Here is a 14534-nt window from a genome sequence, read left to right on the forward strand (position 1 = left end):
CCTGTTCAACACGACCTCGGGTCAATGTGGGCGACCATGGCCGAACAGCCGATTCACTCGATATCCAGGACGTTACATGCATGTCAGTCATGTAAAAGATCCACCACCCCATTGTGTAATTTGTAATTACATCTTAGAGTCACTGGAGATGCAGATCACATCGCGTCTGCCGACCAAGACCAAGACCAACGCGGAGTCGCGGCCCCTCGACCCGCCCCACTCGATGCGCACGTTCCCGTTCGCACCCCTGGATGTGAGGTTCCACATGATCAGTCGAATGCTGCTCAAAGCGGCGGACAACAAGAAGCTAGAACAAGCAGTGACGACCAACAAGCTCAGCAGCGCCTTGGTGCACCGGTACGTCGGCGGCACCACGCTGGAGCAAGCTTTGGATGCCGCCAAGCGCTTGCAATCGGAGGGTATCGACGTAAGCCTCGACCTTCTGGGTGAGCAGGTGGACAACCTCGAGGACGCGTCCGTTGCAACCAAGGAGTACGTCGAGGTCCTGCACGCCATTGCCGAACACGTGCCCGGTGCGACCGTCTCGGTCAAGTTGTCGCAGTTGGGTATCGGCGTGTCCACCGATGCGGCCACCGAAAACCTTGCCACACTGCTGAACGCGGGTAAGGAAACGAACAGCCTCGTCGAGGTCGACATGGAACACAGTTCCGTCGGCCGGGACACCTTGCAAGCCTTTCGCGAAAAGCTGCCGGAGTTCCCCAATACTCGGGTGGCAATCCAGGCAGCGATGCGCAGCACTTCTCTGGACCTGAAGTCGTTCTCCGACGTCAAACCCCGTATCCGCCTCGTCAAAGGCGCCTACGCCGAGGCGATCGACACATGCGTCTGCGACAAGGACGAAGTCACAGCACAGTATTGCCATCTCACCGAATGGGCTTTACAGAACCTCCCCGATCCCGCCTTCGGAACACACGACGACGCCTGTATCGAGCACGTCAAGACCGCGGCCGCCCGTCTCGGAGTGTCGAAGCGAAACTTCGAATTTCAGATGTTGTACGGAGTCCGCCGCGATCTTCAGAAGTCGCTCGTCGCCGAGGGCTACCGAGTTCGCGTCTATCTGCCGTACGGCACGCAGTGGTACCCGTACTTGATGCGGCGTATGGCCGAACGCCCTGCCAACCTGCTCCTTTTTTTGCGCTCGCTCATCTCGGGCTGACCAGGACCAAAACGTACATCTCTCAACAGAAAGGCAGATCACCATGCCACATCTCCCCCACACCCTCACCGGGAACGTTCATGTGCCCGCGCCCATCAACCAGGCTGCACGCGACTTCGCACCGGGTTCGGACGAAGCACTGACTCTCCGCAAGGAAATCGAGAAGGTCGCCGGCGAGGTTCGTACCCTTGCACACGTCATCGGCGGGCAGCGTATCGAATCGACCGACACCACCCCGATCGTCTCGCCGCACGACCACCACCACGTCCTCGGCCATATCCCCACTGTCACCGACGCCGACATCGATGCAGCCATCGACGCAGCACTGGCAGCACGCCCGGCCTGGTCGAGCACCCCGTGGTTCGCACGCGTATCGATCTTCCTCCGCGCCGCCGAATTGGTGACCGGAAAGTACCGTGACGAGCTCCTGGCGACGACCATGCTCGGCCAGTCGAAGACCTTCCACCAGGCGGAAATCGACGTCAACGAACTTGCCGACTTCCTGCGCTACAACGCGTCTCTGGCCGAAGAGTTGTACTCGGCGCAGCCGCCTCGTTCCACCGCCGGTGAGGTCAACTACCTCGACCACAAGGGTCTCGAGGGCTTCGTCGTCGCGATCACCCCCTTCAACTTCACCGCCATCGCCGGCAATCTTCCTGCGACGCAGGCGCTCACCGGAAATGTTGTCGTGTGGAAGCCGTCCGAGAAGTCGGCACTCTCGAGTGACGTCGTGATGCGATTGTTCGAGGAGGCAGGCGTCCCCGCCGGCGTCATCAACATGCTCCACGGGTCCGGCGAACAGGTCACCACCCGCGCCATCGCGCACCGCAGCTTCGCCGGATTGTCCTTCACCGGTTCGACCACCGTCTTCCGGCACATCTGGAAATCGGTCGCGAACAATATCGAGAACTACCGCAGCTACCCGCGCATCGTCGGAGAAACCGGTGGTAAAAACGCTATCGTCGCTCACCCGACCGCCGACGTCGACGCAGTGTTCACCGCCCTGATCCGTGGGACATTCGAATTCCAGGGACAGAAGTGCTCGGCCGCATCACGCGCCTACATTCCCCGCAGCATCTGGACCCTCATCGAGAATCGCCTCGCCACCACCGTAGCGACGCTGCCCGTCGGTGATCCCACCGATCACGCCACCTACGTCGGTGCCGTCATCGACGAGGCCGCACTTCGTCGTCTGCAGGACGCTTTCGACAAGGCTTCGGCAACTCCCGGCCACACCATCCTGGCCGGCGGTACGTCCCATTCCGAGACCGGATGGTTCGTCGACCCGACCGTCGTGGTCACCGAAGATCCCACCTCGTTCGTGATGCAGAAGGAATTCTTCGGACCGATGCTGGCCGTCCACGTCTACGAGGACGACGACTGGAGCGCCACGCTCGATCACGTCGACGGAACCAGTGAATATGCGTTGACGTGCTCGATCTTCTCCACCGACCGAGAGGCGATCACCGAAGCTCTCGACGTGCTGCGTGACGCCGCAGGCATGACGTACATCAACGACAAGCCCACCGGCGCCACGATGGGCCGGCAGCAATTCGGCGGTGGCCGAGGTTCTGGCACCAACGACAAAACCGGATCGGTTCTTGCACTGCAACGTTGGGTCAATTCGCGCTTCGTCAAGGAGACCTTCGCGCCTGCTACCGACTGGACCTACCCCTACATGGGTCGCTGACCCACCACTCAGGAGAAGCCATGACCACGAACGCACTCGACGATGCCCCACTGTCGACGTTTCACAAGAAGTTAGCGCTCTTTGCCTCAGGCGGACCGTTTCTCGACGGCTACGTCCTCAGTATCATCGGAGTGGCGATGATTCAGATCACGCCACAGTTGGGTCTTTCCTCGTCATGGCAGGGTCTGATCGGCGCGTCCGCGTTGATCGGGATTTTCCTGGGAGCCTTCCTCGGCGGTTGGCTCACCGACAAATTCGGCCGCCAGGCAATGTTCACCATCGACCTTTCCGCGATCATCATCTGCTCGGTGGCCCAGTTCTTCGTCCAGGAAGCAGTCCTGCTGTTCGTTCTTCGACTGTTGATCGGCATGGCGGTAGGCGCGGACTACCCCATCGCGACTTCGTTGCTCGCCGAGTTCTCCCCACGCAAATATCGAGGACCGTTGCTCGGTGCTTTCGTGACCATGTGGTTCGTGGGTGCTGCTGTCGCCTACATCGTCGGCGAGGTTCTGCTGCGGGCAAGTGAAGACGGTTGGCGTTGGATGCTTGCCAGCGCCGCCGTCCCGGCATTGATCATCGTCGTTGCAAGGTTGGGCACACCCGAGTCACCCCGTTGGCTGATGAAGAAAGGTCGCATCGACGAGGCCAATCAGGTGCTGCGCACAGTCTTCGGACCCGAGGTGTCCGTCGCCGACCTGCCGGTCGAAGAGAACGAGAACATCGACATTCGCGCTCTCGTGAAGTCGGGGTATGGAAAGAGAATGGCGTTCATCACCGTCTTCTGGACTTGCTCGGTCGTGCCGCTGTTTGCGGTCTACGCGTTCGCTCCTGCCATCCTCTCGGCGCTGAACCTCGAGGGTGCGCTTGCCAATGTCGGTTCCGCACTTATCACCGTGATGTTTCTGGTCGGCTGTATCGTCGCGGTGGTCGTAGTCAACCGCATGGGACGGCGAGCGCTCATCATTCACAGTTTCCTGTGGGCCGGATTGGCGATGCTGCTGCTCGGGATCTTCCCCGGTGCTCCGACCTGGATCATCATGGCGTTGTTCGCCCTCTATGCGGTGTTGATCGGCGGAACTCAGATTCTTCAATGGGTGTACCCGAACGAGTTGTTCCCTACCGAGATTCGCGGATCAGCAGTAGGTCTCGCATCGTCGTTGAGCCGGATCGGTGCCGCTGTGGGTACATACCTGGTACCTCTGTCTCTCTCCGGTCTCGGCATCGGACCAACCATGCTCATCGCGGGTGCCATCACGCTATTGGGAGCCGTCGTCTCGATTTTCTGGGCGCCGGAGACTCGCGGGATGTCGTTGGCCGAGAGCGCCTCGCTCGGTCCCGTGTCCAACGCGGTTGGTAATTCTTCGACTGCGACCGGTCGAGTCGGTTGAGCCTCAGTGGGCGGCGCTGCCGTATCGCGCCGCCCACCGTTCACAACCGGCCCGAAACTGGGACAGTCGCCCGAAGGCACTGGAGGAACTCGGCCACTGCGACCGAGTCCTCTCCGGTCCGGGTTGCAACCATCAACGAAGTACGGGGCGCACCCTCGATGCGGACGATCGCGATATCAGGGGTTCGAACACGCGACACCGACTCCGGCAGAATTGACACACCGACCCCTGCGGAGACCAAGCCGACCACCGTCTCATGATGAATGGCTTCCTGCACCACGTTCAGACGAGACGTGTAGGGCTGCAGTATTTTCCACACTTGCCCGACAAACCCAGGCATCATCTCTCGTGGAAACAATACCAATTTCTCCCGAGCCAACTGCTCCGGTGTAACGGATTTTCGACTGGCCAGTGGGTGCTGGATGGGCACCACGGCCACCATCTCCTCCGAGATCAACGGTTCGATCGCAAAGTCCTCGGATGAGCTATCCGAGCGCACCAGCGCAATATCCAGAGATCCCGTCGACAATGCTTCCAGCTGTTCCCGGGACGTCAACGGATCCAACTCCACCTCGACGAGTGGGTTCTCGTCCCGAAAGCGTCTCACTGCGCGTGGCACCACTGTCACACTCGCAGAGCTGACGAAACCCACTCGCACTCGGCCCCGCTTACCTGCACCGAAATCGCCCGCCTCGATCACAGCATCGTTCAACGCGGCCAACAGCACAGTGACACGCTGCTGAAACGCAAACCCAGCCGCGGTCAACGCGACTCGACGCGTCGACCTGTCGAACAACTTCGTACCGATCTCCGTCTCGAGCTCGCGAATGTGAACACTCAACGGCGGTTGCGAAATATGCAGTCGTGCCGCAGCTCTACCGAAATGCAGTTCCTCTGCGACCGCGATGAAATACCGCAAATGCCTTATCTCCATCCTTCGATTATTCCAGATTTAAGAACAATTGTCTTCAATAATGTATTGGACTCATAACAATCTTTCCTGTGTACTGAGTCCAGCCGGGAAATGTCCATCAACCCGCCCCACAACAACCGATGCGGAAGCCACGCCCATGACAACGTTGCTGACCTCCCCCACCGAACGCCACACTCCTTCGATCGAGAACCACTCGCCACTTGCTGCCGCGTGCGCGCAGTTGCGAAGCGCCTCCGACCATCTCGGATTCGACGAGGGAATGCACGCCATGCTTGCGCACCCCAGACGTGAGATGACCGTGGCAGTGCCCCTCCGACGTGACAATGGTGAAACAACTGTTGTCACCGGATATCGAGTGCAGCACAATCTCTCACGCGGGCCGGCGAAGGGTGGAGTGCGCTTCCATCCCGCGGTGACGCTCGACGAGGTACGCGCGTTGGCAATGTGGATGACATGGAAGTGCGCTCTCCTCGATGTGCCCTACGGCGGCGCCAAAGGCGGCGTTGCCATCGATCCGTCGAAGTTCTCGAACCCCGAGCTCGAGCGCATCACCCGCCGCTACACCAGCGAAATCTCTCCGATCCTCGGTCCTGCGCAAGATATTCCCGCCCCGGACATCGGCACGGACGAGCAGACGATGGCCTGGATGATGGACACCTACTCGGTCAACCAGGGATACACGATCGGTGGTGTGGTCACCGGAAAGCCATTTGCACTCGGAGGCTCTCTCGGAAGACCCAGCGCGACCTCCAGGGGCGTCGTACACGTTGCACTGGCAGCTCTACGCAGCACGGACATCGATCCGGAAACTGCTACCGCTGCGGTACAGGGGTACGGCAAGGTCGGCGGCGGAGTCGTCGATTTCCTGTGCGAAGCGGGGGTCCGCGTGACCGCTGTCAGCGATCAGTACGGTGCAGTGGCGGCCCCGGCCGGAATCGACCCGCTAGCGCTGCGCGCTCATGCCTCCGCGACCGGATCGGTGGTGCAGTGCCCCGGCACTTCGGAAATCGATCCCGAAGATGTGCTCACCGCCGATGTGGATCTGCTGGTGCCTGCGGCCGTGGAGAGTGTTCTGCACAGCGGAAACGCTGACCGTGTCAAGGCCCGGGTCATCGCCGAGGGTGCCAACGGGCCGACGACTCCCGCAGCCGATGCTGTGCTGACCGAGCGCGGTGTGGTCATCGTGCCTGACATCCTCGCCAACGCCGGCGGCGTCGTAGTGTCCTACTTCGAGTGGGTTCAATCGAACCAGTCGTACCGCTGGTCCGCCGAACTTGTCGACGAACGATTGTCCGCGCGGATGAGCGAAGCTTGGACCGGCGTCACCGACTTCGCGCGGCAACGCGGTCTCACCCTTCGTGAAGCAGCCACCGTGCTCGCCGTCCAGCGCGTAGCCGAAGCTCACCGACTCAGAGGGCTTTACCCATGAACGGCATCGTCGACCTACGCCCCGGCGGGCGAGTGATGAGTCTGCACCGCGAGACCCGAGTTCTTCCGATCGCCGAGGCCACCACCAAGCTGTGGCGCAACGGCGGCGGGCGCACCACGCCGATTCACGCTCACTTACCGCAATCAAGCGAGGACCCGCTGTGGACACTGAGTTTGGCAAGGTTGGAGCACGCTGCGCCGTTCTCGACATTCGCCGGGTACGACCGATACTTCATGGTCGCAGGCTCGGTGCCGGTCGAACTCGACATCGACGGCCGACGACGTTCGCTCGCCTACACCGACGTCGCGCGATTCACCGGTGAAGCTCGAGTCTCGGTGCGATTCGACGGTGCCGTCGGGACCGCGTTGAACCTGATGACCAAGCGGTCCGACTATCTGGGTGATCTCACGTTCCGACGCTGTGACGGAGACCGCATCGTCGATCCCCGACGCGTGACGGCCCTCGTCCTGCTGAGCGGAGAACTTGATGTGTCCGGCACCGCCTTGCACGCGCTCGGCGACACCGTCTTGATCGGTGACAGGCCGATCATCGTCACCGGCACTTCTGCGACCGTCGCGCGAGTGCGCGTCACCAGACTCGACGACGAGCCCGACATGCACTCCGAAAGCCTTCTATTCGACGAAAGATTTCTACGGTGAACACTCCCCTTACTCAGCCCGCAACCGTTGCCGGCCTCTTGTCCGACATCTCCACTGTCGGTGCCGATCTCGCCAGGGGCGGCTACAGCAGACCGGTCTATTCCGCTGCCGACATGCAACTACGCGAATGGTTCGTCGCCGAGGCAAGACGCCGCTCCCTCGATGTCGAAACTGACCGCAACGGCATCATCTGGGCATGGTGGAACCCCACGGGACTACCTCTCCGTGATGCCGTCGCAACCGGAAGCCATCTCGATTCGGTACCCGGCGGGGGCCCCTATGACGGCCCGCTCGGAGTCGCAACGGCGTTGATAGCCATCGACATCCTCCGAGATCGCGGATTCGTACCGACCCGCCCGATCGTCCTGGCAGTCTTCCCGGAAGAGGAGGGGTCTCGCTACGGCCTGGCCTGCCTCGGCTCCCAATTGCTGACGGGCGACATCGATCCGGACCGGGTACGCGCCCTGTCCGATGCCGACGGACGTACCTACGCCGAGATCGCCGCCGCACACGGTCACGACACCCGGCACTTGGGGGCAGACCCCGAGCGACTGGCAAGCATCGGCGTCTTCGTCGAGCTTCACGTCGAACAAGGCCGAGGCCTCATCGATCTCGGCCAACCCGTTGCCATCGGATCCTCGATCATCGGACACGGCCGATGGAGACTGTCGTTCACCGGTCAGGGCAATCACGCCGGAACGACACTCATGACAGACAGACACGATCCGATGATCGCCGCCGCGCGGACCGTCCTCGATGTCCGCAAAGTCGGAGCCGCACAGCCCGACGCCCGAGCAACCGTCGGCAAGCTCGACCCGATACCTGGAGGAACGAACGTCATCGCTTCACGCGTGGACGTCTGGCTCGACGTCAGACACGACTCCGACGCTGTGGTCGCCGGTCTCGTTGCCGAGATCGAACACGCAGCACGCCGTTCCAGCGCAGACGAGGGTTGCGCAGTGACGCTGACCGAGGCATCGATCTCCCCCACCGTCTCGTTCGATCCACTCTTGCGAGACCGACTCGTCGGCGTTCTGCCGAATGCGCCGATCCTGGCTACCGGAGCGGGACATGACGCCGGGGTGCTCGCAGCGCATTTACCCACCGCAATGCTGTTCGTTCGCAACCCAACCGGCATTTCCCATGCACCGGAGGAATACGTCGAAGACAGCGATGCGGAAGCAGGCGCGATTGCCCTCGCGGATGTCCTCCGCGACCTCGCAGCTCGCTGACGAACACGGGAGCAACACCAATGTCGATACACATCATGACCAACGGCCGTATTCAGCATTACACCGGAGCACACTCGATCCATCTCGATGCCGATGGTGCGCTGCACGTCCTGGATCGATCGGGACATCTACTCGTACAACATGATCGCGGGACCTGGACGATCACCCCCCGTCCCCACATCACGCGGACTCCTCAACCTACGTACTCACCGAAGGAACATCTCTCATGACCACGACCACACCCAACTACTTGATCATCGGCGGCGGCCTCGAAGGTTTGGCTATCGCCTGGTCGCTCGCCGATCGTGGTGAAACCGACATCCTGGTCGTCGAACGCGACACGCTGTGTTCGGGAATGACCGGAAAGTCCAGCGGCGTTGTCCGCGCGCACTACGGCACGCCGTCGTTGGCAGCAATGTCCTGGTACGGCGTTCAGGTGTTCGAACGCGCAACCGAGTTGTTCGACGACGACATGGCATTCCAGCAGTGCGGATACGTCGTCGGCGTCGCCGAGAACAACGTCGAACCGCTCGACAAGAACGTCGCGATGATGCAGGGCCTCGGCGTCGATGTCGAGATGATCGGACACGACAAGATGGCAGAACTGTGGCCGGGTCTCCACCTCGACGACTTCGCTGCCTTTGCCTACGAGCCCCGCGGAGGCCGTGGCGAGGCGTACATGGCCGGCATGGCCTACGGCGCTGCCGCCCGCCGCCGCGGCGTCAAGATCAGGCAGTCCACGAGGGTCACCGAACTCCTCCGCAAAGAGGGCGGTGCGGTGTACGGTGCCCGGCTGTCCAACGGCGACGAAATCCACAGCAGTACAGTCATTCTCGCTACCGGACCGTGGGCGCCGCAGCTCACCGCACCCCTCGGATTCGACCTGGACGTCAAAGCCCAGCGCGCGCAGCTCGTGCTGATCGATCAGGGCGTTCCTACGCCCGTCGTCCCGGTTCTCTCGGACCTCGCGGGACTGTCCTATGTATGCAGAGAACCGAACGGCGAGCTCTTGGTCGGCAATTCCGATCACCAAGCACCGGAGTACATCGACCCCGACAACTACATCAACCGGGCGGACGAGAACACATTCGAAAAGATCGTCACCAAGATGGGCCACCGTCTCCCTGACATGCCTGACCCACGGGTGACGAGCTCGTATGTCGGCGCCTATGACGTCACACCCGACTACAACCCCATCATCGGTCCGTCGCCGGTCGACGGGTTGTTCCTTGCCACCGGCTTCTCCGGCCACGGTTTCAAGATCTCCCCTGCCGTCGGAAAGCTCGTAGCGGATCTGGTCACCGACGGCACCACCACGTTGCCCAACGTGGACCCCAACGATTTTCGTTACTCCCGCTTCGCCGAGAACGACCTGCTGTTGAGCCAACACCCGTACGAGGGCGCAGGCGAAATGCGCTAGCGGCCACCCGTAATTGTTCAGATTGCTGGAAAGAGGATTTATCATGCGTGAGAAACCCGTGCTGCTACCGGCGCCGCTAGAGGATTCGTGGCAGTGGCAACTTCAAGCACGGTGCCGTGCGGCGGAGACGGTGACGACATTCGACTCCGAAGAACCGTCGGCGATGAACGCCGCCAAGCAGTTCTGCCGCGAGTGCCCGGTTGTGCAGCGATGCCGTGACCATGCCATCGCGGCGAACGAGCCGCACGGCGTGTGGGGCGCTCTCACCCCACGCGAACGCGTCCTCTACAAGTGGTCGAACGGGCCGGTGATCCGCCGACTGGAGGGGTACCGACTTCTCGAGTCGGCTGTATGACCCCAACAGGATCTGCCCTTCCCCGAATGATGCACGAGAGTTGGCTACCGTGAACTACACGCCCTACACGCTCCTCGCGGATGTCGGATGGATCAGCGTTCTCCTACTGGTCGGACTTGCGGCACGTCGTTGTGTTCCGCCCATTCAGCGTTTGATGCTGCCGTCCTCGATCACCGCCGGACTTCTCGGCATCTGTTTCGGTCCCGCCTGGCTCGACGTCATTCCGTTCTCGGATCAGCTCAGCACGTACAGTTCGGTTTTGATCGCCGTTGTTTTCGCTGCCATCCCGTACAGCGAAGGTTTCGGCGGCGTCGCCCGTGGGGCACGCACGATGTGGTCGTATTCGGTGGGCATGTATGTGCTGCAGTGGGGAACGGCACTGCTCTTCTCCTTCGCGGTGCTAGGCCTCTTCTTCACACTCCCGGCCGGCTTCGGTCTAGTCCTGCCCGCAGGCTGGGCGGGCGGGTTCGGAACAGCTGCGGCGGTCGGTGGGACACTCGAAGACGCTGGCTTCGAAGGTGCGACGAGCCTCGGATTCACCTCCGCGACAGCGGGTGTGTTCGTCTGCATCATCGGTGGTCTTGCCATCGCGAAATGGGGAGCAGCACGCGGAAAGACCGCGCATATAGGTGCGTACGACCAATTGCCGGCCGAACTCCGAACGGGCTTGGTCGAGCCCGAGGAACGGTCGAGCTTGGGGTCTGCAACAACCTCGCCGAGCAGCCTGGAGTCGCTCGCCGCTCATCTGGCCCTTCTCGCCGCCACCACCTACATCGGTTACCTGATCACCATGGGCGTGAAAGTCATATTTCCGAGCGTGTCCGTACCGGTCTTCGCGGCGGCATTTCTGGTCGGATTCGTCGGCAGGCTTCTACTCCATCTGACTCCCGGCAAACGCTTTGTCGACGGCACCACCATCACCTCGATTTCCGGATCCACCACCGATTATCTCGTGGCGTTCGGCATCGCCTCGATTGTGCCGACGGTGGTGGCGTCGTACGCCCTACCGCTGCTGTTGCTGATGCTCTTCGGACTCGTGTACTGCGTCCTGATGTTCCGCTATCTGACGCCGCGGATGTTCAGTGAGGCATGGCTCGAGCGGGGTCTGTTCTGCTGAGGTTGGTCGACTGCATCGGTGGCAACCGGTATCGCGCTCCTACGCATCGTCGATCCCAAAGGCAAGTCGCGCACGATCGAAGAATTCGGTTTGGCGTACGTGGGATTCGCTCCGGTAGAGATTGCGATGGCCATCGCCGCACCGGTGTTGATCGCGAACGGATTCGGATGGGCATTCATCGTCACCTGTCTGATCGTCGGCATAGCTGTTCTCGCCATGGCATTCGTTCTGGGTTGGGTCAACTCGAGTCCCGAACACGACGCAGAGGAAATTGCAGACAAAGTCTGAATCTCCCAGATATATTGCCTGCTCATACTATTGGGATATCTGTCATCGTGACATCGTCGAGAATCCCCGCCGCCAGAAAAATGCTCATCCGGTTTCTGAAGAGATGAACATGCCGAGTGGCGATTGCCTCCGCGCGGTCGGCATCGCGCTCTCCCCGCCCGTTGACCTGTTCGCGCACACCGATCCGGGGCCATCCTGACTATCACCGAGACCGGACCAGCCTGTTCCGAGCAGCAAGCGGATACGGCTGCGGACGATGCACCCCGAGGCGCGGAGAAGCGATCTATCGTACGGCCATCGGTCCTGCCGCAGTAGACCTTCTAACGCGACGAAGCAACTCGATCGTGTCCTCGAAGCCGAGCGTTGGTCATCAAAGCTGTCCGCACCGAGGTGGGTCGTCGCCCCAGCAACGTTTCCAGTTGGTCGGTGGACGTGTTATATCGTCCGCCGGCAACAAGTTTGGTCAGCGATGCCAAATGCTGAGCGACGTGCGGGTGTTCGGCCAGTGCACCATCGATGTACTGGGAATTCCAGGCGTTCACGTCTTCAGGAAAATAGGTGACCGAGCGACCCAGCGCAGCACCGTAGTCGTCGGCGAACTCATGCATCGTCTTCAGCTCGGGCCCCGTCAGTGCGTAGGACTGGCCGATGTGCGGTTCTGGATCAAGGAGAATTTTCGTATTCAATTCCGCCACGTCGTACCCGGCGATCGGAGCAATACGTTCGTCCCCGAACGGTAGCCGCAGTTCACCGTTCTGAAGTGGCCCGAGGGGTAACCAGGTCAGGATCGGATTTTCGACGAAGATCGTCGCCCTGACGTTGACGGTGGGCACACCGGACCACTCCAGTACCTGCTCCGCGATCCAGTGTGCACGATGCTGCGGTGACCAGTCTGCAACAAGGCCGCCGAGCCACTCCGAACGTTCCGCGATCGGGGCCGTCATGTGCTCGAATGTCATGAAGGACTGCTCCCATTCCGAAATGTTCACGAAAGCTTCGATGTCACCCTGTCGGCGCGCAGCGGCCGCCATCAGGGTGACCGCGTCCGTGTAATACGGGGACAGGCTCATACTGAAGTAAACTCGGCGGCAACCGTGCAGTGCCGCAGCCACATCAGCGACGTTGAGCAGATCGCCAACGACTACCTCAGCACCGATCACGCGCAGCGCCTGCGCCCTCTCGTCATCCTGCCGGACGAATGCCCGAACAGGGTGTCCCTGATCGAGCAACATTTCGACCATCAGCCGGCTCACACCTCCGATTTCTCCTGCTGCTCCGGTAATCAGAATGGGTGTACGCGTGGGCATTTGGTCTCTTTTCTCGGCATATGGGGTCACCGGCGGGTTCGGACGACACATTCGGGTGTCTAATTGACGGGTACGGTTCAGTCAGTCGATCAGTGCTGCAATACCTTCCGGCTTCTCCAGCGACATGAAGTGTCCAGAATCGGGGATTTCCAAGAACTCGGCTCCCGGCAACAATCGATAGTTGTCACTGCGGTCCGTCGTTCTCGACCAGTCCTTCTCGCCGTACACCAGATGCACCGGCACCTTCACACGCTCGTAGTGAGATCTTGCCGCGATCAAGCTCGGAAGGTTGCCGTAGATTGCACGCGCAACCCGCGAATAACCGGGCCGGCGCCCCACTGATAGAAGTTCGTCGAGATAGTCCTCGGTCAGAGCGTCATCGTTGACCAGCCCGCCGTGAAGGACTGCCCGCATCACAGGTTTCGGTTCGATGCCTGCGAAGGTCGGTCCGATGACCGGCGCGAGTATGCCGGTCAGGATGATGCGAGCAAGGACACCGGATCGCGCGATACCGCCGGCGTAGTCGTAAGTATTGACGGCGACGACGCGCCTGATCCTGTCGGGAAGATCCGCCGACGCTGTCAGCGCGAGCGTCGCTCCGATCGATTCGCCTATCAGCGTGACGTCGTGGAGGTCGAGTTGCACGATGAATCGATGGACCGCGCTACGAAGTGCATTGTCATCGTATCGCGCACCGGCTTCGATGTCCGAGTGGCCCATGCCGGGCAGGTCGAGTGCGTAGACGGTGTGATTCGGCAAGAGAAGAGGTATCAGGCGATGAAAATGCTCCGCTTGAGTCCGCACAGTGTGCAGTAGCACCACAGGGGAACCGCTTCCTCCCTGCAGGTAACGAAGCCGCCCGAGGCCGGAGCGGGCCGATGATGCACGCAGGTAGTGGCCGTGGACACCTGGGATCGATATGAGCGGGTCAGGACCGTCGGTGATCATGATGAACCTCCATGGCGTTGTAGTCGAGCCGTCGGCCAGCCCCACCACGTTCGCCTTACTTGATTATTTAAAGCTGCCATATACTTTTTGAAGCAAATTGGTTTGACTGGTCGGGTCAAAGCGCCTGATGCTCTGACGACGATCTTGTCGCCAACCGGTCCAGAATGGGCGCAGCCATCTTTCCTGCGATCAAAAGCGACTGTTGCGCAACACCTTCTGCACGATGCCCAACGCATTCCGCGTGTTCCACCGCCTCGTCAACGCAGCCGTGTACGAGGACGAGTTGGGCCATCGCGTTATGTGCCCGATTCCGCTCACCCCTTGGGTCGCGAAGGCAAAAACAACGCCGCGATCCCGGCACCCACGAGGGTCACGCCTGCGGCGACATAAGCCCCAGCGGCGAGGCCATCGAGGAAAGCACTACTCGATGCATCCGAAAGTGACCGCGCCAGCCCAGCGTTCCCTGAACCGCACCGGTGAGTCCGGAGACTTGGTTTCGTGTGAGTTCGGTCAGCTCGCGAGCTGATCCGATTGTCGAGTGTAGTGGAGCTGTTCGCATTCGATCGGCGGGATGTCGCCGCAGAATCCGT

At 61.2% G+C, this 14534-nt stretch carries 14 protein-coding genes; 10 read left to right on the forward strand and 4 right to left on the reverse strand.

All coding sequences use genetic code 11. The features are described 5' to 3' along the window. The first annotated feature begins 148 nt into the window (after positions 1-148). From QMK17_RS24390 to QMK17_RS24400, 3 genes are read left to right on the forward strand one after another with little or no spacing between them, the layout of a single operon-like run. Positions 149-1177 carry a proline dehydrogenase family protein gene (locus QMK17_RS24390; protein ID WP_283511877.1) on the forward strand — a complete coding sequence of 343 codons (1029 nt, stop codon included), beginning with the start codon at positions 149-151 and terminating at the stop codon, positions 1175-1177. Between the two features lie 43 nt (positions 1178-1220). Beyond that, positions 1221-2867 carry an L-glutamate gamma-semialdehyde dehydrogenase gene (pruA, locus tag QMK17_RS24395; protein ID WP_283511878.1) on the forward strand — a complete coding sequence of 549 codons (1647 nt, stop codon included), beginning with the start codon at positions 1221-1223 and terminating at the stop codon, positions 2865-2867. A gap of 20 nt (positions 2868-2887) precedes the next feature. Next, positions 2888-4255 (forward strand): MFS transporter, encoded by a 1368-nt coding sequence (locus QMK17_RS24400; protein ID WP_283511879.1) that lies wholly within the window; start codon positions 2888-2890, stop codon positions 4253-4255. 40 nt (positions 4256-4295) lie between these two features. Here QMK17_RS24400 and QMK17_RS24405 read toward each other — a convergent pair whose 3' ends face one another. After that, positions 4296-5189, reverse strand: a complete 894-nt coding sequence (locus QMK17_RS24405) for a LysR family transcriptional regulator (RefSeq protein WP_283511880.1) — start codon at positions 5187-5189, stop codon at positions 4296-4298. Positions 5190-5325: 136 nt separating this feature from the next. Here QMK17_RS24405 and QMK17_RS24410 point away from each other — a divergent pair, with 136 nt between their 5' ends. From QMK17_RS24410 to QMK17_RS24440, 7 genes are all read left to right on the forward strand, one after another. Next, positions 5326-6618: a Glu/Leu/Phe/Val family dehydrogenase gene (locus tag QMK17_RS24410; RefSeq protein ID WP_283511881.1), complete on the forward strand. Its 1293-nt coding sequence runs from the start codon at positions 5326-5328 to the stop codon at positions 6616-6618. Next, positions 6615-7277, forward strand: a complete 663-nt coding sequence (locus tag QMK17_RS24415) for a HutD/Ves family protein (protein WP_283511882.1) — start codon at positions 6615-6617, stop codon at positions 7275-7277. The genes QMK17_RS24410 and QMK17_RS24415 overlap by 4 nt, the downstream gene beginning before the upstream one ends. Next, positions 7274-8509, forward strand: a complete 1236-nt coding sequence (locus QMK17_RS24420; RefSeq protein ID WP_283511883.1) for an allantoate amidohydrolase — start codon at positions 7274-7276, stop codon at positions 8507-8509. The genes QMK17_RS24415 and QMK17_RS24420 overlap by 4 nt, the downstream gene beginning before the upstream one ends. 226 nt (positions 8510-8735) lie before the next feature. Then, entirely contained in the window at positions 8736-9929 is a 1194-nt protein-coding gene (locus QMK17_RS24425; protein ID WP_283511884.1) for an NAD(P)/FAD-dependent oxidoreductase, read from the forward strand. 43 nt (positions 9930-9972) lie between these two features. Further along, entirely contained in the window at positions 9973-10284 is a 312-nt protein-coding gene (locus QMK17_RS24430; RefSeq protein ID WP_283511885.1) for a WhiB family transcriptional regulator, read from the forward strand. A gap of 49 nt (positions 10285-10333) precedes the next feature. Further along, complete coding sequence (locus QMK17_RS24435; protein WP_283511886.1) at positions 10334-11401, forward strand: sodium/glutamate symporter; 1068 nt, start codon at positions 10334-10336, stop codon at positions 11399-11401. An 18-nt stretch (positions 11402-11419) separates the two neighbouring features. After that, a complete protein-coding gene (locus QMK17_RS24440; protein WP_283511887.1) occupies positions 11420-11689 on the forward strand; it encodes a hypothetical protein in 270 nt (89 codons plus the stop codon). 320 nt (positions 11690-12009) lie between these two features. Here the strand turns inward: QMK17_RS24440 and QMK17_RS24445 are convergent, their stop codons facing one another. The 3 genes from QMK17_RS24445 to QMK17_RS24455 all read right to left on the reverse strand — a co-directional run. After that, positions 12010-12996, reverse strand: a complete 987-nt coding sequence (locus QMK17_RS24445) for an NmrA family NAD(P)-binding protein (protein ID WP_283511888.1) — start codon at positions 12994-12996, stop codon at positions 12010-12012. Positions 12997-13077: 81 nt separating this feature from the next. After that, entirely contained in the window at positions 13078-13944 is an 867-nt protein-coding gene (locus tag QMK17_RS24450; protein ID WP_283511889.1) for an alpha/beta fold hydrolase, read from the reverse strand. A gap of 370 nt (positions 13945-14314) precedes the next feature. Then, the coding region (locus QMK17_RS24455; RefSeq protein ID WP_283511890.1) for a hypothetical protein at positions 14315-14534 on the reverse strand (220 nt) is incomplete at its 5' end.

Source organism: Rhodococcus sp. G-MC3 (assembly GCF_030063335.1).
Lineage (GTDB): Bacteria > Actinomycetota > Actinomycetes > Mycobacteriales > Mycobacteriaceae > Rhodococcoides.

Coding starts and splice junctions, on each gene's coding strand:
- QMK17_RS24390 (WP_283511877.1), top strand. CDS start 149: ATGCAGATCACATCGCGTCTGCCGACCAAGACCAAGACCAACGCGGAG.
- pruA (WP_283511878.1), top strand. CDS start 1,221: ATGCCACATCTCCCCCACACCCTCACCGGGAACGTTCATGTGCCCGCG.
- QMK17_RS24400 (WP_283511879.1), top strand. CDS start 2,888: ATGACCACGAACGCACTCGACGATGCCCCACTGTCGACGTTTCACAAG.
- QMK17_RS24405 (WP_283511880.1), bottom strand. CDS start 5,189: ATGGAGATAAGGCATTTGCGGTATTTCATCGCGGTCGCAGAGGAACTG.
- QMK17_RS24410 (WP_283511881.1), top strand. CDS start 5,326: ATGACAACGTTGCTGACCTCCCCCACCGAACGCCACACTCCTTCGATC.
- QMK17_RS24415 (WP_283511882.1), top strand. CDS start 6,615: ATGAACGGCATCGTCGACCTACGCCCCGGCGGGCGAGTGATGAGTCTG.
- QMK17_RS24425 (WP_283511884.1), top strand. CDS start 8,736: ATGACCACGACCACACCCAACTACTTGATCATCGGCGGCGGCCTCGAA.
- QMK17_RS24430 (WP_283511885.1), top strand. CDS start 9,973: ATGCGTGAGAAACCCGTGCTGCTACCGGCGCCGCTAGAGGATTCGTGG.
- QMK17_RS24445 (WP_283511888.1), bottom strand. CDS start 12,996: ATGCCCACGCGTACACCCATTCTGATTACCGGAGCAGCAGGAGAAATC.
- QMK17_RS24450 (WP_283511889.1), bottom strand. CDS start 13,944: ATGATCACCGACGGTCCTGACCCGCTCATATCGATCCCAGGTGTCCAC.